We start from the raw sequence: 18,852 nt of genomic DNA on the forward strand, positions 1-18,852 counted from the left end.
TTTGCTGAGGTGGGCAACGCAAAGATCATCTGCCGAGCGTGGCGATGATGTTCAGGGCTGCGGGACCGAGGAGCGCGATGAAGAGCACCGGAAGAATGCAGAACATCAACGGAAAGACCACCTTGACCGGAATCTGCATAGCCTTCTCTTCGGCACGCTGACGGCGCTTGACGCGCATCTCCGCCGCCTGCGTACGGAGTACGGCCGAGACTGACACGCCATATGCATCTGCCTGAACGACCGCACGAACAAATTGCTGCAGGTCCTTGGATGTGGTCCTGCCCGCGAGCGATTCATAGGCCTCGCGGCGCGACCGGCCCACCTGCATGTCCTGCAGTGCCCGGACCAGTTCCGAGGCCAGCGGGCCCGAGCCATTGTGGCCGACCCTGGCCACTGCCGCGTCAAAGCCCAGCCCGGCTTCGACCGCAATGGTCATTTGGTCCAAGGTGTCCGGCAGTTCTTCGCCGATGACCTGCTGACGTTTCTGCCCGGCGCTGTGCAGCAGCAAATCCGGCAGGAAATATGCGACGACGGCGATGGTCGCCGCCAGCAGGAGGCCCGCGGCAGTGGGCGCGGCTGCCAGATAGAGCGCGCCTCCTGCCATTCCGGCGGCAGCAAGGACGATTTTCGCCATCATGAGCCGTTTCAGCGGCCAGGCTTCCGGCCGGCCGGCGAAGGCCAGTTGGCGTTCCAATCGTGCGGCAAAGCTGCTGGGCGTGAACTTGCGGGCCAAGGCCTCAAATCGGTTGTGGCGTTGGCGTTTGGCGGCGCGGGCCCCGGGCAAGCCGCGAACGAGGTTGGCCCGAATAGCGGTCTGACGAGGATCCCTCCCGCCGACAACGGACCAGGCGAGCAGAGGCAGCGACAACGAGAGGATTGCTGCGGCGATCAGCATGATCAGCGGCATGAGCGGACTTCTTTCAACGGGGAGTGCCTTAGAACGTGAAGCTGACGACTTTGCGCAGCCACAGACCGCCGGCAACCAGCAGGCCTGCGCCGACGGCCAGGAGCATGAAGCCCAGCGGACTCTGGGTGAACTTGTCGAGGTAGCCCGGGCTGGCCACCAGCAGGAAGCCACCCAGACCGAACGGCAGAACCATCAGCACCAGAGCCGAAATCCGGCCCTCTGCGCTAAGCGCCTTGACCTGGCCGCGAATTTGGGAGCGCTCCCTAATCGTGCCGCTGACCTGGTCCAGGACCTCGGCCAGATTGCCGCCGACCTCGCGGTGGATATCGATGGCCTGGGCCACCCAGTGGAAATCCTGGCTGCCCATGCGATCTGCGGTGTCGCGGAGGGACTCGCCGAGGTCGCGCCCCAACCTGGTTTCGTTGATTACGCGCCGAAGCTCTTGGGAGGTAGGAGCCGGGGATTCTGTGGAAACCGCATCCACGGCGCGCAGCAGGCTATGTCCCGCACGCAAACCACTGGCCAGCAACTGCAGCGAATCGTCCAGCTGGTCCGCGAAAGCAGCCCGGCGCCGGCCTGCCCGGATCACCAGCAGGGTCTTGGCGGCAGCTGGGGAGGCAACAGCCAGCAGCAGGGCGCCCACCGGGCCGGCCAGTAGCAGTCCCAGCGCTGCCCCGGCCGCGGAACCGGCCAGGACCATGACCACGAGTTCGGCCGGAGCCAGCGTCAGGCCAGCCGCTTCGATCGCAGCAGCGAGGCCAGAGGCTTCGCGGCGGCGGGCCAGCACTCCTTCGATGATGGCGGTGGTCCGCGCGGCCATGGCGCTTAAGCCGGAGTTGGCCGGTTCGGCGGCACCCCGGCGTGAGGGTGCTAACCGCACCGGCCGGACGTCGAGCACGGTCATGGCCAGCAGCGCCACAGCTCCGTAGCAGAGCAGGATGCCGGCTATCAGCAGTGCCGGGCTCACCGTGTTGCCCCCTTGGTCCGCGCTGGGCCGGCCGGTTCGAAGATCTGGGCAGGCAGTTCAATGCCCAGTTCACGGAACCGGTCCGTGAACCGCGGCCGCACTCCGGTGGGAACCGGCTTGCCCAGGAAACGCCCGGTGGCATCAACGCCGGCGCTGTAATCGAACACGAAGGCGTCCTGCAAGGTGACGATCTCGCCCTCCATGCCCTGGACCTCGGTCACGTGCGTGACTCGACGGGTGCCGTCGCGCAGGCGTGTCAACTGCACAATGACGTCCACTGCCGAGGCAATCTGCTCCCGGATAGCCCGCAGCGGCAGATCCATGCCAGCCATCAGCACCAACGTTTCCAACCGGGCAATGGCATCCCGAGGAGAATTGGAGTGGACGGTGGACAGAGAGCCGTCGTGGCCCGTGTTCATCGCCTGGAGCATGTCCAGCGTCTCTCCGCCGCGGACCTCGCCGATCACAATCCGGTCCGGGCGCATACGCAGTGAGTTGCGGACCAGATCGCGGATGGTGATGGCGCCTTTTCCTTCGATGTTGGCGGGCCGGCTTTCCAGCCGCACCACATGGTCCTGCTGCAACTGCAGTTCCACGGCATCCTCAATCGTGACGATGCGCTCGCCGGTCGGGATGAACGAGGAGAGCACATTCAGCAGGGTTGTCTTGCCGGTACCGGTCCCGCCCGAGACGATGATGTTCAGCCTGGCCCGGACGCAGGCGTCCAGCAGCGTAGCCATCTCCGGTGACAGAGTCCCGAAGCCAATAAGGTCCTGAACTTGGAACGGGTCGGCGGCGAACTTGCGGATGGTCAGGGACGAGCCGTTTACGGCCAGGGGAGGGATGACTGCATTGACGCGGGACCCATCCGCCAACCGGGCGTCCACCAGCGGTGAGGACTCGTCGATCCGGCGTCCGACTCTGGAAACAATGCGTTCAATGACGCGGCGCAACTGCTCCTCGGACTGGAACCGGGTGGCGCTCAGGGCCAGTTTGCCGCGGTGCTCCACGTACACCATGTCCGGCCCGTTGACCATGATTTCGGAGATGTCAGGGTCTTCCAGAAGCGGCTGCAGCGGGCCGTAGCCAAGCACGTCGTCGCCGACCTCACGTATCAGGCGCTGCCGTTCTTGTTGGCTGAGCGGGATTTCCTCCTCTTCAACGACCTTGGCCAGCTCCTGTTGCACCATCTGGTGAAGCTTGTCTTCATCGAGCGAAGAATCCAGCAATCGCGAGCCCATGCGCTCGAACAGGACCGCGCTGGCACGTTCCTTCATCTTGCCCAAGGCATCCTGCACCGGCGGTTGGTGGCCCGACGCGTTCCGGCTCGGTGTGGGCGGCTTCGCCGCACTTGCACTGGGGGCAGCCGGGGCTGTGGTCTCGGTCTTGGCCGGAGCCGGTGCTTCTGCAGTTGCAACCGCACGCGGCGCCGTCACGGGCCCGGGCGCAGTGCCGTGGACGGCATGGAGGCGTTCTGCAAGGTTCATGACTTTCCTCTACGGTGGCGGGCGCTGCGCTGGAGGGCGCGGGTTTGAACGGGGGCAAAGCGGTTGACGACCTTCTGAAGCGTGCGGGCGGCAGGATCACGCGGGGCGTTCTCAAGCACTGGCACGCCCTGATTGGTCGAAATCCGGACAGCCCGCGTATTAGGGATAACGTCATCGACTTTGCAGCCGAGGGTCGACTCCACATCGCGGCGGGTCAATCCGTCCCGAGGATCGGCCGCGTTCAGGACGATGTGCCGGGTCAGCGGTTCCATGCCTAGCTGGCGGAGGACTTCAAGCTCTTTACGGAGGCCGCGGATGCTTGGCACATCCATGCCGCCCACGAAGACGTAGTCGGTGGCCCGGTCCAACGCTGCGAGTGTGTGCTCGGACAAGCCTGGTGACGTATCGACGATGACATGGGCATACTGGCCGGCCAACTGGTCCAGCAGCTGTGAGACCTGCTCAGCGGTAATCTCGTCGCCATCCGCCGGCGACCTGGGCGCGCACAACGCATAGACGCCGCTGGAATGTCGGGCAAGGTAAGACTTGAGCACCATGCTGTCTTTCTGCGCGCCCGGCTGCACCGCGTCCACCAGGGAATGTTCCGGGTCTAGACAGAGAGCGCTGGCCACGTCGCCGAACTGCAGGTCAAGGTCGACGATCACGGTCTGTTGCCCGGCCGCGGCCAGTCCGACCGCGAGGTTGGTGGCAACCGTCGTCTTGCCGGCACCGCCCTTAGGAGAAACAACCGCGATGACCCGCCCATCGGTGGACTGACCCTCTACGGACGGTACATTGCGCCGCCGGTGGGTTGCGCTGCGGACGGCACGGTGTAGCAGAGCGGCAATGTCCCGGACGCTGGCAGCCGGAGCGACGACGTCCCGAACACCGGCCCGCATGGCGGCCAGTACGACGTCGGTGCTCGCCCCTGCAATGAGGAGCACCGACACTTCGGGCCGCTGCGATTCAAACTCCGCTGCCAAATCAAGTGCCTGTTCGGTGGACAGTCCCGGTCCCAGGACCACAGCGTCCAGAAGCTGAGGGTTGGGAAGCACGGAAAAGACATCATTGGGCTCGCTGGGAAGGTCTGCTTGGTCCCACAGGTGGATCTGACCGGCCAGAGAACCCACAGCAGCAGCAGCAAACCGCTGCTCGAAGTCAAAATCCGTGCCCACCAATACATAACGGCTCACTGGTACACCTCATCCTTGTCCACTAGGCGCGCTCCCTTTTCGCTGGCATCTGTCGGCTCCTTCGACAGCCAAGTGCGGGCGAACTCCTGTGCGAACACGATCTTTTCGGCGTCCGGTGCCTTGACCGCCAGGGTGACCAGCACGTTGTTGGCCGGAACCGTTGCTGAGGTATCGGACGACTCCGGTGCAACGGCAACCCCTTGGACCCTGGTTACCAGCACCTTGTGGAGCTCCAAATGCGTGACCGCGCCAACGTTTCCGGGACCGTTTTCCATTGAGATGAAAACCCCTACCGTGTCTCCGGCTTCCAGTTGCCCGCCCACCACACGCGACGGTTCCAGGGAGATGGTCACCTCTTGCATGCCCTGAGGCACGGCCACCGTCCCCCGCTCCTGCAGGTCTGAAGGGAGCGCAAAGCGCTCGCCCAGCAACTGTTCGCCGGCTAGCAGATCCACGGTCGCTACTTGTCCGGCCAGCTTCTGCAGGTCCGTCACCGCCCCGGCTGCCACGACTTTGGACGGGACAAGTTCGCTGGAAACGTAGGCGCCGAGTTGTTCGGCCGGAGTGCCGGCGGGAACCGGTTCGGCCACCACAAGAACCTTCACGCTTTCGGCGCCGGCCAGCGCTCGTTCATCGGCGCTGCCGATGTAGGACAGCACCATCACGGTTCCGACGGTGGCCATCAAGAGGGCAGCAATGGCTCCAATGATTCTTCTTTTCACCGAAAGTGCTCCTAGCGCACGAGGGTCACGAGGGAGGCGCCGAAAACATTCGGGGCACCGCCGAAAACGAAATCTTGTTCACCGGCGTCGAGCGTCACGAAGGTGACGAACTCGCCGATCAGCGCGCGGCAGCTGCCGGTACAAGCAACCGATGCCGGGCTGAGATTGTTGTAGGCCGTGCTGCTGAAGTTCCAGCCGGTAACCTTGAACGCCGCGAAACCGATGACGTGATACCAGGCATTCGCGCCGGTGCCGCCGGCCTTGTCATAAAGGGGCAACAGGACCGTGGTGTGTGCAATCTGCTGAAGCAGATTTGTTTGCTTGCAGGAGGACGGCACATCGTTGCCAGGATCGCTGGCGACTTCCGGATCGACGGGGAAGCCTGGAAGCCCGGTTGCGCCGATATTGATTTTGGCCTGGCACGGACGAGCCGGATCCTGCTTTAACCAGCCGAAGCCGCCAGGAATCGTGTAAGCGGCACCGGTGCTGCCGGGGAGCGTCGAACTGGAGCACCCATGGGATGTTCCGGCGTTTGGGTTGAAGTCCACCCGTTGCACGCCCTTATCAAGCATGCCGGCGAACTGGCAGTAGGAAATGGCAATGGGGAGGACTGATGTGCTGGCTACGGGAGCGCCCCAGCCAGCCTGGGACTGGCTGGTCAGAGTTGCCGTGTCGTCCAGCCCAAGAATGGGAGCGAAAGCTTGCGCGATGAAGTGCCCCTCCGCTCCCAACGTGCTGGTGGAGACGGTTACCCGGCCGGCCGCGGCGTCCAGGTCCACGGATGCGTCGGCCATGTTGTCGTTCGCGTTTCGGGAGGCCAAGGAGGAGGCCAGCGACGTGAAGTCGGCGCTACAGTTCCCAGCCGCACAGTTCTGCGCAATGGCCAGCGCACCGGCGTCGGCGCCGTTCTTCAACTGGGCGCGCTCGAAGTAGAGGGCCCCGATGTCTACCACCACGGCCACCATGCCGAGCAGGACCACCATGAAAATCGCGGTGGTCACGGCGGTGGCGCCGTGTTCGTCCTTTAGACGCTGCACTGCATGGCTCCCTTACCGGTCAAGGTGATGCCGGCACCAAAGATGCCGGACAGAAAACTGAGGGGGTAGCTGATGGTGACGGTGGCGACCGAGCCCGGCGCACACACGCCGGTGGCGCTGGGGGAGACCTTGATGGCAACCTGGTCCGGCGTGATCCTGGGACTCAGGGCGGGAGCGGAGGCTATCGCCGCCGCCCGGGCTTCGGCTGCAGAGGCAGCCGGGTTGCCGATTGTCATAACCCGAGCGCCGTCTCGGGCGGCCGCGGTCAACTGCATCTGGGCGTTATAGACCCGCCCGAACTCCACGATCCCAAGCAACAAGAGCAGCAGGAGCGGAAGGACCAGGGCGAATTCGACGGCGGCCGCTCCGTGTTCTGATTTCAGCCGCTTCATTGTGTGTGCTTTCTGGAGGTGGTGGGTTGGGACGGCCGCGGGAGTGCGGCCGTCCCAGATTCCACCGAGGGTGGGAACGGTCCGGCGGGAGGATCCTGCTGGTTAGGCAGTAGTTCCGCCGATGTTCAGCCGGCCACCGAGTCCACCGAAGAAGTTGCTCAACTGCGGACCGAAGATGGTCAGTCCACCGATGAGGACGACGGCGATGAGGCCCACCATGAGGGCGTATTCAACGGCGGTGGCGCCGGTTTCTTCGCGCTGAAGGCGGTTCTTGACGGTGAAGCCGATGGTCTGAAGGGTGGCGATGATGGAAAGCATGAGAACTCCTGTGCATATGAATCGCTGGCATTTCTAGCCGGCGCCTGGCTGGCACCTCGCCAGCTCCTCAAGAAAATTAGCAACCGGATTCGCGCTTTCAGCCTGGCTTTTGGCAATCCTGTGAGTGTTGAAGCTAAATCCTTAGGAGCTTGGATAAACGATGCACTCTTGCTGCGAATTAATGGTTTTTGCTGCGGAAGGTTCGAGGCGGTGTCAGCGGGAGGGAACGGTTCACCTCGTGGGCACCTCGTCCGCCCGACGTACTCACCTGTCGGATCATCCAGATGTCCGCCTCCGAAAACGACTGTTCAGATAACGCCCGTTTCGAACCTGAAAAGGGCGTTATCTGAACAGTCGTTGGGGGACAGCCGATGAGCGAAGCGAGAGGTGTCTGGCTACGGGGCTCGGGAGTCTGGCCGGTTGCGCCAGGTCAGGCGGACTGGGCGGCTTTGAGCTGTGCCTGCAGCCCGGCAATCAGGGCCTCGAGCCCTAGCTGGAAGGCGGCGTCGGCGGCCGATCCGGTGTCGCTGAGATCCTGGGTCCGCACAGCGGAGGTGAAGACCGGGTTCGCCGTGGCCAGCTCGCCTGATTCGAAAATGTCGGCGGGCGCCGTCACGTCGAAGGCCGAACCGAAAATGAAGGACTCCAGGGCCACGATGGCCGGCACCACCTGAGGTTCCGGCCAGCCCGCGCGCAGGAAGCCGGCGGCCACCGCCTCGTACATGGCCAGCGTGTGCGGCGCACCGGTCACGGGCAGCACCGCAATGACCGGAATCAGCGGGGCGTGGTGGGTGAAGACGTCCCGGTAGGACCAGGCCCAGCGGCGCACCGCGTCCGGCCACGGAAGTTCGGAGAAAGCGGCCACGTCGACGCGGGCCATCAGGTGGTCCTGCAGCAGCAGCAGGACGTCGTGCTTGGAGGCCACATGGTTGTACAGCGCCGAAGGGGCCACGCCCAGGCTGCGGGCCAGCCCGGACATGGTGAGTCCCTCGTAGCCACGCGTTTCGATCAAGCCGAGCGCCGCCGTCGTCATGAGCTCCTTGGAGAGCAGCTTCTCGGTGGGGCGGCCGGCCGGGCGGTGTCCGTTCGGGGGAGGAGCAGAGGCGTCGTCGCGCGCCGAGCGTATTGTCACGACACCCTCCTTATTCCTTGTCCCCTCGGGGTTGCGGCGGTACAACCCGTATGACCATCCTACGCATCCCTTTTCAAGATCCTGTGGCACAGGTTACAGTTGACGTTAAATGAATGCAGTTCATTTAGGCGGAGGCCGGAAAACAGGCCGCGTTCCGCAGCAGTACTAACGGGAGTTGAGCAACAGTGAGCAAGTTGAAGCGGGACGTAGTGGTTATCGGGGCCGGACCTTCCGGGCTGACCGCGGCGCGGGACCTGAAGCGGGCAGGGTTGTCCGTGGCGGTGCTGGAGGCACGGGACCGTGTGGGCGGCCGCACCTGGACCGATGTGGTGGACGGCGCCATGCTCGAGATCGGCGGCCAGTGGGTGTCCCCGGACCAGACGGCCCTGCTGGAACTGCTGGGGGAGCTGGGCCTGGAGACCTACAGCCGCTACCGCGAGGGCCAGAGCATCTACCTGGATCCCGAGGGCGAGGCGAAGCGCTACACCGGCGCCATGTTCCCGGTCAGCTCCTCCACCGAGGCGGAGATGAACCGGCTGATCGGCCTGCTGGATGCACTGGCGGCCGAGGTGGGCGCGGAGGAGCCGTGGGCGCATCCGCGGGCGCGCGAGCTGGACACCATTTCCTTCCACCACTGGCTGCGTCAGCAGTCCGCCGATGAAGAAGGGTGCAACAACATTGGCCTGTTCGTGGCCGGCGGCATGCTGACCAAGCCCGCGCATTCATTCTCCGTGCTGCAGGCGTTGCTGATGGCCGCGTCGGCCGGCTCGTTCAGCAACCTAGTAGACGACGAGTTCATCCTGGACAAGCGCGTGGTGGGCGGCATGCAGGAGGTGTCCATCCGGATGGCCGCTGAGCTCGGTGAGGATGTCCGGTTGGCGGCTCCGGTGCGCACACTGCGCTGGGACGACGACGGCGTGACCGCCATCGCGGACGGCGTCACCGTGGAGGCGCGGCACGCCGTGATGGCCGTGCCGCCGAACCTGTATTCGCGGGTCTCCTTCGAGCCGCCGCTGCCGCGCCGGCAGCACCAGATGCACCAGCACCAGTCGCTGGGCCTGGTGATCAAGGTCCACGCCGTCTATGAGACGCCGTTCTGGCGGACCGATGGCCTCTCCGGCACCTGCTTCGGCGCGGGGTCGGTGGTGCAGGAGGTCTACGACAACACCAACCACGCGGACTCCCGCGGCACCCTGGTCGGTTTCGTGAGCGATGAAAAGGCCGACGCCATGTTCGAGCTCAGCCCGGAAGAGCGCAAGGCGGCCATCCTCTCCGCCATTGCCGACTACCTCGGCCCGGCTGCCCTGGACCCGGTGGTGTACTACGAGTCCGACTGGGGTTCCGAAGAGTGGACCCGTGGCGCGTATGCCGCCAGCTACGATCTGGGCGGGCTGTCCCGGTACGGCAAGGACCAACTGGCGCCGGTGGGACCGATCTACTGGTCCTGCTCCGACCTGGCCGGTGCCGGCTACCAGCATGTGGACGGCGCCGTGCGGATGGGCCACGCGACCGCGGCCCGCATTCTGGCGGAGCATGCTGCGTCCCGCGGCGAGCTGGCCGGTGCTGCCGGGCGGAAGGGCTAGGGCGTGCGCCGTTACGTTGTTGCCTACACGGCCACCGACAGCGGACGCGAAGCGATCAATCTGGCAACGGCGCTGGTACGCCGACAGGGAGGCAGCCTGGACCTGGTCATGGTGCTGCCGGAGTCCTCGCCGTACTCGGGTGCCTACCCCCGGCCGGAATCCGGATACGACGCGATTCTCTCCGACCAGATCCAGGAGTGGCTGGGCGAGGGGCTCCGCCTGGTTCCCGACGACGTGACAGCGCGCGCCCATGTGCGCCGGGCCGAATCGAACGCAGAAGGCCTGATTGCCGCAGCCGAGGAATTCGGCGCCGCGCTGATCGTGATCGGCGCCGGACGCACCAGCGTGTTCCGCCGCTTCAGTGTGGGGACGGTGGCCAGCGGGCTGCTCCATGCCTCGACGGTGCCGGTGGCCCTGGCGCCCCGGGGCTACCGCCGCACCGAGCCCGTCACCCGGATCACCGTCGGGCTGGGCAACCGCGCCGGCGCCGACGACGTGCTGCACGTCGCCATGGATGCGGCCCGGCGTCGCGGACTGGCCCTGCGCTTGCTCTCGCTGGTGACGCTCGATTCGTCCGACCCGGACGCCGTGTCCCGTGCCGAAACCCAGATGAAGGAGCGCCTGGCCCAGGCCGAGACCATGCTGGCCGGCCGAGTGACGGCACAGGTGGCGCATGGCCGCTCCATCGAAGACGCCATCGATGCGCTGGAGTGGGACGACGGGGAAGTGCTGCTGATCGGTTCCAGCCGGCTGGCACCCCATAGCCGGCTGTTCCTCGGGGCTACCGCCAGCAAGGTGCTGCGCGCCCTGCCGGTGCCCATGGTGGTGGTGCCTCGCGGCTACCGAAGCGCGCCACTACCCACTGACAACCCCGAGCTGTCCGAGGCTCCGGAACTTTTCGACGACGACGGCCACCAGGAGGCATGACCATGACCAGCACCATTGAAAGGGCCGGAAAGACTCCGGGCGGGTTGAGCCGCAAGGGATTGAAGTCGGGCTCGGTCGGCCTGCTGGGCGCCGTCGTGATCGGTGTTTCCTGCATTGCCCCGGCCTACACGCTGACCGGCGCCCTCGGCCCCACCATTGCCGAAGTGGGCGTGCATCTGCCGGCGATCTTCCTGGTGGGCTTCATCCCGATGCTCCTGGTTGCCCTGGGCTACCGGGAACTGAACAACGCCATGCCGGACTCCGGCACGTCGTTCACCTGGGCCACCCGCGCCTTCGGCCCGTGGGTGGGCTGGATGGGCGGCTGGGGGCTGATCGCCGCCACGGTGATCGTGCTGTCCAACCTGGCGGCGGTGGCGGTGGACTTCTTCTACCTGATGCTCGCCCAGGTCACCGGCAATGAGGCGCTCGCCGACCTGACCAACAACCTCCCGCTAAACATCGCCACCACCTGGGTATTCATCGGACTGGCCTGCTGGATCTCGTACCGGGGCATGGAGACCACCAAAACCTTCCAGTACGTGTTGGTGGCGTTCCAAGTGGTGGTGCTGATCTGGTTCGCGGTAGCCGCCTTCGGCCACGTGGCCGGCGGCACCGCGTTCAACGCGCTGGAAATCTCGGCCGACTGGTTCAATCCGTTCGGCGTGGAGTCCTTCTCTGCCTTCGCTGCCGGCATTTCGCTGTCCATCTTCATCTTCTGGGGCTGGGACGTCACGCTGACCATGAATGAGGAGACCAAGAATCCGGAGAAGACTCCGGGCAGGGCCGCAACGGCCACCATCCTGGTCATCGTCGTCATCTACATGACCGTGGCACTGGCCGTGCTGGCCTACGCGGGCGTGGGCACCGAGGGGCTCGGAGCCGGCAATCCGGAGAACCAGGAAAGCATCTTCGCCGCGCTGGCCGGACCGATCATGGGGCCGTTCGCCATCTTGATGTCGCTGGCCGTGCTGAGCAGCTCGGCGGCCTCGCTCCAGTCCACGTTCGTCTCCCCGGCCCGGACCATGCTGGCCATGGGACACTACAAGGCGCTGCCGGCCGGCTACGGGAAGATCAGCCCGCGCTTCAAGTCGCCCAGCTACGCGACTGTTGCCGCGGCGATTGCCGCCGGCGGGTTCTACACGGTGACGCGGGTGCTGTCCGAGAACGCGCTCTGGGACACGATCACCGCGCTGGGCATGATGATCTGCTTCTACTACGGGGTCACCGCGCTGGCCTGCGTCTGGTACTTCCGGGCCGAGGCATTCACCTCGCTGCGGAACCTTGGGCTGAAGTTCGCCGCTCCGCTGCTGGGCGGAATCATCCTGCTGGTGATGTTCGTGCAGACGGCCGTCGACTCGCTGGATCCTGACTACGGTTCCGGCTCCTCCATCGGCGGAGTGGGTCTGGTGTTTGTGCTCGGCTGCGGGGTGATCCTGCTCGGGGCAGTGCTGATGGTGCTGATGTACCGGCGCAACCCGGAGTTCTTCCGCGGCGCCACACTGCGCAGGGGCGTGGCAGCCGACGACCTGGCGGACCGCTACTGACGCTAAGAACGTCCACCACTGACGCTAGGACGCTGACGCACGGACGCTGACGCACGGCCAGCACGACGGCGGTGCGCACCCCGGTGGGGTGAGGCACCGCCGTCGTGCTGTCGCCTGAGGGGACATCCGTAGCCGCCACAAGCCTTCATGGCTACAGTGGCAGCAAGGCTGAAGGAAGGTGCCATGATCACTGCGGACGAATTCACGCCGGACTACGTGGCCGATCTTGCGTCCCAGAACGGGATGACGATCCAGCCGAAATCCGTGCGGTTCAATGAAGCCGGGCTGGATTACCTGGTGGCCTTCGCCACGGCCAAGGACGGCAAGAAGTGGGTGCTGCGGATCCCGCGGCGGAAGGACGTGTCGGCGAAGATCTCGGATGAAGCCAAGATCCTGGACCTGGTGAAGAACAAGATCTCCGCCGCGGTGCCCGACTGGCGGATCCGGAACCGCTCGCTGATTGCCTATCCCGAACTGCCGGGCGAGCTGGGCCTGACGGTAGAAGACGGCGAACCGGTCTGGCATTTCGACCGCGAGTCGCCGGCGTACTGTGCCTCGTTGGGGCGCCTGATCGCGCAGCTGCAGCGGATCAGCGCGGCGGACGCACAGGCCAAGGGCGTCCCGGTGCTGACGCCGGCCGAAGTGCGCGACGAATGGCGCACCAACGTGGCCACGGTCAGCGCCGAGTTCCGGATTGCCGACGAACTGATGGAGCGCTGGACGGCATGGATCGGCGACGACAGTTACTGGCCCGACTTCACGGCGTTTGCGCACGGAGAGCTCTACCCCGCCCACTTGCTGCTGGACGAGGAGTATGAAATCCGGTCAGTGCTGGATTGGACGACGGCGAGGGTGGGCGATCCGGCAGCTGATTTCAGCCTCCACCACATGATGTCCACGGCCGAGGCCTTCGACTTGACGGTCCGGGCTTTTCGGGACGCGGGCGGACGCGTGCCGCCCCGGCTCGGAGAACACTGCGCGGAACTGGTGGCCGCCGGCCCCGTGGTCTACGCCATGTACGCCCTGCAAACGGGACACCCCGATCACCAGGGCACGGCTGCCGCTCTGCTGGATCCCTCCGGCGCCTGAGCTGGCGGGCCGCCAGCCTGGCCCGTGGTCCGGGCAGTTGGCGTGTCCGGGCAAGAAAATGACCGGCGCCCGTTCGCTGGCGCCGGTCATTGGTCTAGGGGGTGTTACTTCTTGCGGCCCTTGCCCTTGGCGAGGGGATTGGCCTTGGTGAGCGGCCGCGCGGGAGCAGTCTGGACGCTGGCTTCCGGTGCGGATGCCTCGGCCAGGAGCGGTTCCTGCACGATCGCCGTGCTGGCCGCGACGTCCGATTTCGCAACGGCAGGGACAACGGACTCAGCCAGCGGAGCCGGTGCGGTGAGCACCGAAGCCGGCCGCGCGCTGTCGTCGTCCGATGCCGCTTCCAGCTGGAGCCGGGCCGGAGCTGCCGGCAACGCCGCAAAAATGTGGTCGGCTCCCGCCGCAGGGGCAGCGGGGCCCCCGGCGGCAGCGAACGGCACGGCGTGGGAAGGAACGGGGCCGATGTCGTCGGAATGCTCGAACAGGGCACCGGTGAACCGGTCCGCGTAGCCCAGCCGCTTGGCAATCAGCCAGAGGGAAGCGCCGACAATGACCATGGTGGCGACCACGGCGATGCCGGTGCCGTAGATCCGCAGCAGCGCATTGACCGGGGAGAGTGCGTGGACCGGTGTGGTGTCCAGCAGCCAGACAATGGACCAGAACACCGCGGTGCCGGCCAGGGTCAGCAACGGAAACAGCAGGCCAGCGGTACGGACTTTCAAGACCAGCAGCTGCCGGATGGCGGACAGCCGGGTAGAAAGTGTGAGCAGATCGTGTTTGCCACCTTGCTCAAGAGCCTTTGATGACATCGCCGGTCGTGTTCCTTTCCGAGTCGGTTCGTGGGGAGGGTTCACCGCGCAGGAGCTGCTCGGCAAAACGGGTAAAGAGTAGGGCAAAAGCCTCGCGGTCGTCGTCGGTCCAATCCGCCAGGATTTCATCGACAACGGCGGCCCCGGCCTTGCCAATGTTCCGGTGCATCCGCCGGCCGGCCGTGGAGGCGGTCAGCAGGGTGGCCCGGCCGTCGTCCGGATCCGCCTGTTTGTCCACCAGGCCTTTGTCCTCCAGACGGCGGACCTGCGGCGTCACGGTGGACTTGTCCACCCCCTGCTGCGTGGCCAGCTCCGAAACACGCACCGGACCCTTGTCGTCGATGTACTCCAGCAAGGCGACGTCGGTAGGTGTCAGGCCGGCTTCGCGCGGATCGAACAGCTGTTTCCGGGTGTCGGCATGGGAGGCCCAGCGCACCACCTGAGCCACGGCGTCACGGATCATGACACCCGGATCGGGCTGTTTGCGGGGGGTGGGAGGCATGTCTCAATCATAGTCCTTTCCGTTTGGTTGTGCCAATCAAACCAACTCGCTACTTTGAAGTGGGTTTCAGAGGCTGTTTTTCGGCATTTTCCGGTGGTTATTTGTGATCTGGATCATGGCTGCGGGTCCTCGCCAGAGGTCCGACGACGGGTGGCGGGCCGGGGTGTCTGACGAAGGGTTTGGACACCGCCCACCAGCCGGTTTCGCAAAGCCACAACAGCAGTGAGCCGGCGGCGGCTGCGGCGAGTACGGGGGAGAACAGGGCGAAGGCCGGAACCATCACAACAAGCACGGGCCAGTCCCGGGCCCAGGCCAGGCACAGCAGGCCGGTCAGCAGCACGGCAGCGGTGATCGGCAGCGGTCCGACACCCGCTGCGGCGAGCCAGATGGCGGCTATCAACGCGAGCGCCCCCACCCCGACGGACGCTGCAAGCAGCAGTCCGCGCACCCTGGAATGCTCAAGGTAGGCCTGGATCGATATGCCGGCCCACATCAGCCGGGCGCGCAACGCTGCGACTCCGGTATCCAGCAGCGCGCGGCGAAACTCTTCGTCATAGACTCGGCGCAGCCGCAGCGCTTCCCCGGCCGGCAGTGTTGAGCACTCGGCCATCCGCTGGTCATGCAGCAGGGCCGGGGCCGTTTGCCGCCCGTAGCTGGCGATGAGCCCCCACATCCAGGTGGGCACCGAAGCCAAGTCCGTGGAGTTGTTGATGAGTCCGGCGGACAGATCGTGTGCGTTGATCCTGATGATGGCGGAAGCTTCCTCCGCCCGGTAGTAAATCGGTTGGGTTAGCTGGAAGCATCTCTTGGTGCGCTGAACCAGATGGATGGCCGTCAGGGGTTCGGTGGCGGCGGCGTCCTGGTAAAACGGCATGCGGCCAGTGTGACATCCGGGGCAGACGTTGCCTATGGGCAACGTGGGGTAACGCCGCGCCACAAGCCGCAATGGCTGAGTCCGGTGCTGGCGGCCAGGCCTTCCCGCACGGTAGCGTCCGAAGCATGACCGTGACAGTTGTGGCAGGAAACCCCAAACCCGGCTCCCGGACGCTGGCCGCCGCTGAACAGTTGGCCGAACAGATCACCGGCGCGCGAGCGGACCACGCGGTGGATGTGGTGACCTTGGGCCCCGGCCTGCTGGGATGGGGCGACGAGGGCGTGGCCGCTGCCGTCAAGACGGTGCAAGGCAGCGAACTGATCATCGTGGCCTCGCCCACCTTCAAGGCCACCTATTCCGGCGTGCTGAAACTGTTCCTCGACCAGTTCGCCACCGGCGACGGGCTCGCCGGGGTGGTGGCGGTGCCGCTGATGCTCGGCGCCGGACCGGCCCACGCGCTGGCACCGGAGTTGCTGCTGAAACCGGTGCTGGTGGAACTGGGCGCCACGGTCCCGGTCCAGGGCCTGTACTTGAACCAGGAGACCTGGCAGGACCCGGAAAGCAGCGCGGCCTGGCTGGAGAAATGGCGGCTGGTCATCCAGTCGCTGCTCTGATTCCCGGTCCGGCCCCGGCGGTTACCTTCGCGGCGAGGGCATGGCAGACTCGTGGCATGAGTCCTGTGAGCCGCAAGCGGAAGCCGAAAAAGCCAAAGAACCGGCAGCCCGGCTCGGGCAGCCAGTCCGGGCCGGAGAGCGACCCGCTGCTGGAGCTGTACGTGGAGCTGGAACGCCCGTTTGCCGACACCCTGGCGACGGCCAGCCCGATTGAAGCCCACTCGTTGGGCGGCTACCTGCTGGATCTGTGGGACACCCAGGACGACGCCGGCCGGCAGCGCCGCAACGAGTTGTTCTATGCCTGGCTGGACCTGGCCGAGGACCGTAATGGTCCCGGCGCGGTGCCGATGCTGCGCGCGTTGGCGTTCCTGATCGACCGCCCGGAGATGCGCCGCGATGCCGAAACGCTGGCGGACCGGCTGGTGGCGGACGGCTTTACCGAGCCGGAGTGGGCCAAGCACCCGGTGACGGTCACGGCCCTGCACCGCTATGCGGACGCTTACGGCGACGAAGCCAACATGCTCTTCGAGTTCACTGCCGGCAACGAAAAAGTCGGCCTGCTGGCGCTGCTGGACGGCAACATTTTCGGCGGGACGGTGATGGAAACCGGGCTGGTGGAGGACCCGGCGGCGGCGCTCAGGGACCTGAACGAAGACGCCCAGGAAGAAGGGCTGGTGCTGGACGCCGACGCGGACCTGACCGGCACCGCGCTGGACGCGTGGGAAGGGCTGGATGCCTCGCTGGATCTGCCCGAGCACATGGTGGACGAAGACTTCGGCGCCCGCCGCTGGGTGGCCCAGGCCTGGCTGCGCACCATCATCGAGCTGGCGGACGAGACGGAGGAGGAGAGCGAAGACTGGCTCTCCGACGAGGACTACGCAGAGCTCGACGACGCCGAAGCCGGGGCCGCACCCGGTACAAGGCCGCAACACGAAGACACCGAAGCGGCGGCCGGCAGCCTGGACGGGGAAATCGAGGCGCTCCGGCAGGAACAAATCGACGAAATGGCCGCCCGCTATGTACGGGAGACCGGACGCGGATCAGCCTCGGAACTCGGCATGGTGAAACAGATCTTGGGCTACAGCTGGGATTACGACGGCGGACGGCTCACCCGGGTGAGTCCAGTCAAGTTGGATTTGATCAGCGAGACGTTGCTGGCGGAAGGCGGCTTGGAACCGGTGGACCCGGCCGAACTCACCGCGTTCCTGCACCGCTGGGTGGACTGGTGCGCACCGCGCGAAGAACTGTCCGAGCACGCCGTGGCGGCGCTGCACCAGCGTTTGAACGGCGAGTAGCCGGCCGCGGCCTCCCCGGGAACGGCACGACCCGCCGTCGTCAGGGGCAGGCGGCGGCCAACTGGTCCGGATCTGCGCGGTAGCCGAGCACCACGTCCGGGTCCAGTTCCACGGTTTCACCGTTGAGGATGTAGTCCCGGGGCGTTCCATGCAGCACATTCAAGGTGAGCCGCAGGATCGTCCCGTGCGCCACCGCGATGATGTTTTGCTCCGGGTAGGTGCGCAGCACTGCTTGCAGCCCGGCAATACCGCGGTCCGCCACGTCCGCCTCCGGTTCGGCCTGATTCATCAGCTCGTCGATGCGCGGCCGGTCCATGCCGCGCAGGATGGTGCCTTCGATGCCGCGGTAATCGCGCTCTAGGAGCTCGGGGACCGTTTCCGCCAGCTCCAGGCCCAGCTCGCTACCGATGATCTGCGCGGTTTCCACGGCGCGTCCCAAAGGCGAGGACACCAAAACGTCCCAGCGGCCCGCGGACAGCGAGGTGCCGGCGTCGAGCGCCTGCTGCCTGCCCAAGCTGTTGAGCGGCACATCAGTGTGACCCTGCAGCCGCCCGGCCGCGTTCCAATCGGTTTGTCCATGGCGTACCAGTGCCAGCACCCTGCCCCCTTTGTCCGGTGGACGGGACGGCCCGCGGAGACGGACGATCCCGCCTACCACCATAGCCCGACGGCGGTTGGGGGCTGCAGTGAACTTTGGGTAAACGGTTCATTAGAAGGCCCTCATGCGGCTGTCATGTTCGTTTCATCGCGGCTGTGTTGACTCAGTCTTGACACACCCCGACCGAAGGAGCAGACCATGACCATCGCGCATTTCTCCGAGACTGCAGTCGACCTCACCGGACCCGAAACGTGCGGAATAGCGGTCCCTGTGGCCGCAGGAACGGCTGTGGCGGGCTTGACGGCGACAGTTCCGGTCGATCCGGAGCGGTTGCGGCGGGCCAAAAAGGCCTACACCACCAGGTTCCTGGCCGAGCGGCTCTGCGTGGACGCCACCGGCTATGAACTGGTCAGCGCTGTTCCGGCCGCGGGCGATGTGGTGCTGGCCAAAGTGCTGGAAATCGGCAGGCACACCAGGCTGGAGAGCCCGGTCTCCCGGCGGCAGGCGCTCTTCGTTGGCGATGAGATCCTGGTGGCCTTCGGCAACCGCTACGCCCCGGACCAGTTCCTGGCGGAGGTGCCGGCCGACCTGTCCGAGTGCTCCCTGGTGGCCGGCGGAGGTCTGGCGGCCAAGGTGCTGGAACAGCATGCGGACATCGACATGGCCACCCGGATCCAGCCGGTTGGCCTGCTGTCCCGCGGCGGAGAGGTGGTCAATTTGGCGGACCTCGCACCGCACGCGGTCAGCCACAGCACGGAACTGCCGGGTCGGCCCCCGGTGATCGCGGTGCTGGGCACCTCGATGAATTCCGGCAAGTCCACCACGCTCGGCTGCCTGGTCAAGGGCCTGACCGCGGCCGGACTGA

19 protein-coding genes and 1 pseudogene are annotated in these 18,852 nt (G+C 65.9%); 7 read left to right on the forward strand and 13 right to left on the reverse strand.

Annotated elements, in window-relative coordinates; translation table 11 throughout:
• Nucleotides 1-25: 25 nt before the first annotated feature.
• From ACMX2H_RS15375 to ACMX2H_RS15415, 9 genes are all read right to left on the reverse strand, one after another.
• Nucleotides 26-907 (reverse strand): type II secretion system F family protein, encoded by an 882-nt coding sequence (locus ACMX2H_RS15375; protein WP_414961630.1) that lies wholly within the window; start codon nucleotides 905-907, stop codon nucleotides 26-28.
• Between the two features lie 28 nt (nucleotides 908-935).
• Nucleotides 936-1,874, reverse strand: coding sequence for a type II secretion system F family protein (locus ACMX2H_RS15380; protein WP_414961632.1), 939 nt, complete (start codon nucleotides 1,872-1,874; stop codon nucleotides 936-938).
• The gene (locus ACMX2H_RS15385) at nucleotides 1,871-3,361 is read right to left on the reverse strand and encodes a CpaF family protein (protein ID WP_414961633.1); all 1,491 of its coding nucleotides are present in this window, start codon (nucleotides 3,359-3,361) and stop codon (nucleotides 1,871-1,873) included. The genes ACMX2H_RS15380 and ACMX2H_RS15385 overlap by 4 nt, the downstream gene beginning before the upstream one ends.
• On the reverse strand, nucleotides 3,358-4,554 hold the full coding sequence (locus ACMX2H_RS15390; protein WP_414961635.1) for an AAA family ATPase: 1,197 nt from the start codon (nucleotides 4,552-4,554) through the stop codon (nucleotides 3,358-3,360). Before ACMX2H_RS15390 ends, ACMX2H_RS15385 begins: the two co-directional genes overlap by 4 nt.
• Nucleotides 4,551-5,276, reverse strand: a complete 726-nt coding sequence (gene cpaB, locus ACMX2H_RS15395; RefSeq protein ID WP_414961637.1) for a Flp pilus assembly protein CpaB — start codon at nucleotides 5,274-5,276, stop codon at nucleotides 4,551-4,553. Before cpaB ends, ACMX2H_RS15390 begins: the two co-directional genes overlap by 4 nt.
• Nucleotides 5,277-5,287: 11 nt before the next feature.
• Nucleotides 5,288-6,313: a pilus assembly protein TadG-related protein gene (locus ACMX2H_RS15400; RefSeq protein WP_414961638.1), complete on the reverse strand. Its 1,026-nt coding sequence runs from the start codon at nucleotides 6,311-6,313 to the stop codon at nucleotides 5,288-5,290.
• A complete protein-coding gene (locus ACMX2H_RS15405) occupies nucleotides 6,301-6,705 on the reverse strand; it encodes a TadE/TadG family type IV pilus assembly protein (RefSeq protein ID WP_414961640.1) in 405 nt (134 codons plus the stop codon). Before ACMX2H_RS15405 ends, ACMX2H_RS15400 begins: the two co-directional genes overlap by 13 nt.
• 102 nt (nucleotides 6,706-6,807) lie before the next feature.
• Complete coding sequence (locus ACMX2H_RS15410; RefSeq protein ID WP_414961642.1) at nucleotides 6,808-7,023, reverse strand: Flp family type IVb pilin; 216 nt, start codon at nucleotides 7,021-7,023, stop codon at nucleotides 6,808-6,810.
• Between the two features lie 430 nt (nucleotides 7,024-7,453).
• Nucleotides 7,454-8,155 carry a TetR/AcrR family transcriptional regulator C-terminal domain-containing protein gene (locus ACMX2H_RS15415; protein WP_414961644.1) on the reverse strand — a complete coding sequence of 234 codons (702 nt, stop codon included), beginning with the start codon at nucleotides 8,153-8,155 and terminating at the stop codon, nucleotides 7,454-7,456.
• A gap of 185 nt (nucleotides 8,156-8,340) precedes the next feature.
• Here ACMX2H_RS15415 and ACMX2H_RS15420 point away from each other — a divergent pair, with 185 nt between their 5' ends.
• The 4 genes from ACMX2H_RS15420 (at nucleotide 8,341) to ACMX2H_RS15435 (ending at nucleotide 13,298) form a co-directional block, all read left to right on the forward strand.
• Nucleotides 8,341-9,738 (forward strand): flavin monoamine oxidase family protein, encoded by a 1,398-nt coding sequence (locus ACMX2H_RS15420; RefSeq protein ID WP_414961646.1) that lies wholly within the window; start codon nucleotides 8,341-8,343, stop codon nucleotides 9,736-9,738.
• A 3-nt stretch (nucleotides 9,739-9,741) separates the two neighbouring features.
• Entirely contained in the window at nucleotides 9,742-10,665 is a 924-nt protein-coding gene (locus tag ACMX2H_RS15425) for a universal stress protein (RefSeq protein WP_414961648.1), read from the forward strand.
• Nucleotides 10,666-10,667: 2 nt separating this feature from the next.
• Complete coding sequence (locus ACMX2H_RS15430; protein ID WP_414961650.1) at nucleotides 10,668-12,209, forward strand: APC family permease; 1,542 nt, start codon at nucleotides 10,668-10,670, stop codon at nucleotides 12,207-12,209.
• A gap of 183 nt (nucleotides 12,210-12,392) precedes the next feature.
• Nucleotides 12,393-13,298, forward strand: coding sequence for a macrolide 2'-phosphotransferase (locus ACMX2H_RS15435; RefSeq protein WP_414961652.1), 906 nt, complete (start codon nucleotides 12,393-12,395; stop codon nucleotides 13,296-13,298).
• A 104-nt stretch (nucleotides 13,299-13,402) separates the two neighbouring features.
• On the opposite strand, the gene ACMX2H_RS15440 is transcribed toward ACMX2H_RS15435, so the two are convergent.
• The 3 genes from ACMX2H_RS15440 to ACMX2H_RS15450 all read right to left on the reverse strand — a co-directional run bounded on the left by ACMX2H_RS15440 (nucleotide 13,403) and on the right by ACMX2H_RS15450 (nucleotide 15,480).
• Nucleotides 13,403-14,104 (reverse strand): hypothetical protein, encoded by a 702-nt coding sequence (locus ACMX2H_RS15440; RefSeq protein WP_414961654.1) that lies wholly within the window; start codon nucleotides 14,102-14,104, stop codon nucleotides 13,403-13,405.
• Nucleotides 14,085-14,606, reverse strand: a complete 522-nt coding sequence (locus ACMX2H_RS15445) for a MarR family winged helix-turn-helix transcriptional regulator (RefSeq protein ID WP_414961656.1) — start codon at nucleotides 14,604-14,606, stop codon at nucleotides 14,085-14,087. Before ACMX2H_RS15445 ends, ACMX2H_RS15440 begins: the two co-directional genes overlap by 20 nt.
• Nucleotides 14,607-14,703: 97 nt before the next feature.
• Complete coding sequence (locus ACMX2H_RS15450; protein WP_414961657.1) at nucleotides 14,704-15,480, reverse strand: DUF1353 domain-containing protein; 777 nt, start codon at nucleotides 15,478-15,480, stop codon at nucleotides 14,704-14,706.
• A 125-nt stretch (nucleotides 15,481-15,605) separates the two neighbouring features.
• On the opposite strand from ACMX2H_RS15450, the gene ACMX2H_RS15455 reads away from it, so the two are divergent.
• On the forward strand, nucleotides 15,606-16,094 hold the full coding sequence (locus tag ACMX2H_RS15455) for an NADPH-dependent FMN reductase (RefSeq protein WP_414961659.1): 489 nt from the start codon (nucleotides 15,606-15,608) through the stop codon (nucleotides 16,092-16,094).
• Nucleotides 16,095-16,150: 56 nt separating this feature from the next.
• On the forward strand, nucleotides 16,151-17,389 hold the full coding sequence (locus ACMX2H_RS15460; protein WP_414961661.1) for a hypothetical protein: 1,239 nt from the start codon (nucleotides 16,151-16,153) through the stop codon (nucleotides 17,387-17,389).
• A gap of 40 nt (nucleotides 17,390-17,429) precedes the next feature.
• Here the strand turns inward: ACMX2H_RS15460 and ACMX2H_RS15465 are convergent, their stop codons facing one another.
• Entirely contained in the window at nucleotides 17,430-17,987 is a 558-nt protein-coding gene (locus ACMX2H_RS15465; protein WP_414961663.1) for a histidine phosphatase family protein, read from the reverse strand.
• A 198-nt stretch (nucleotides 17,988-18,185) separates the two neighbouring features.
• Between ACMX2H_RS15465 and ACMX2H_RS15470 the strand changes: the two are divergent.
• Nucleotides 18,186-18,852 (forward strand): annotated as a pseudogene (locus tag ACMX2H_RS15470) (DUF1611 domain-containing protein); the annotation flags it as partial.

The organism is Arthrobacter sulfonylureivorans (genome assembly GCF_047607445.1).
Classification (GTDB): Bacteria; Actinomycetota; Actinomycetes; order Actinomycetales; family Micrococcaceae; genus Crystallibacter; species Crystallibacter sulfonylureivorans_A.

Bases quoted from the DNA above. Each gene is read 5' to 3' on its own strand.
- ACMX2H_RS15375 (WP_414961630.1), bottom strand. From the start codon at position 907: ATGCCGCTGATCATGCTGATCGCCGCAGCAATCCTCTCGTTGTCGCTG.
- ACMX2H_RS15385 (WP_414961633.1), bottom strand. From the start codon at position 3,361: ATGAACCTTGCAGAACGCCTCCATGCCGTCCACGGCACTGCGCCCGGG.
- ACMX2H_RS15405 (WP_414961640.1), bottom strand. From the start codon at position 6,705: ATGAAGCGGCTGAAATCAGAACACGGAGCGGCCGCCGTCGAATTCGCC.
- ACMX2H_RS15410 (WP_414961642.1), bottom strand. From the start codon at position 7,023: ATGCTTTCCATCATCGCCACCCTTCAGACCATCGGCTTCACCGTCAAG.
- ACMX2H_RS15430 (WP_414961650.1), top strand. From the start codon at position 10,668: ATGACCAGCACCATTGAAAGGGCCGGAAAGACTCCGGGCGGGTTGAGC.
- ACMX2H_RS15435 (WP_414961652.1), top strand. From the start codon at position 12,393: ATGATCACTGCGGACGAATTCACGCCGGACTACGTGGCCGATCTTGCG.
- ACMX2H_RS15440 (WP_414961654.1), bottom strand. From the start codon at position 14,104: ATGTCATCAAAGGCTCTTGAGCAAGGTGGCAAACACGATCTGCTCACA.
- ACMX2H_RS15445 (WP_414961656.1), bottom strand. From the start codon at position 14,606: ATGCCTCCCACCCCCCGCAAACAGCCCGATCCGGGTGTCATGATCCGT.
- ACMX2H_RS15450 (WP_414961657.1), bottom strand. From the start codon at position 15,480: ATGCCGTTTTACCAGGACGCCGCCGCCACCGAACCCCTGACGGCCATC.
- ACMX2H_RS15455 (WP_414961659.1), top strand. From the start codon at position 15,606: ATGACCGTGACAGTTGTGGCAGGAAACCCCAAACCCGGCTCCCGGACG.
- ACMX2H_RS15460 (WP_414961661.1), top strand. From the start codon at position 16,151: ATGAGTCCTGTGAGCCGCAAGCGGAAGCCGAAAAAGCCAAAGAACCGG.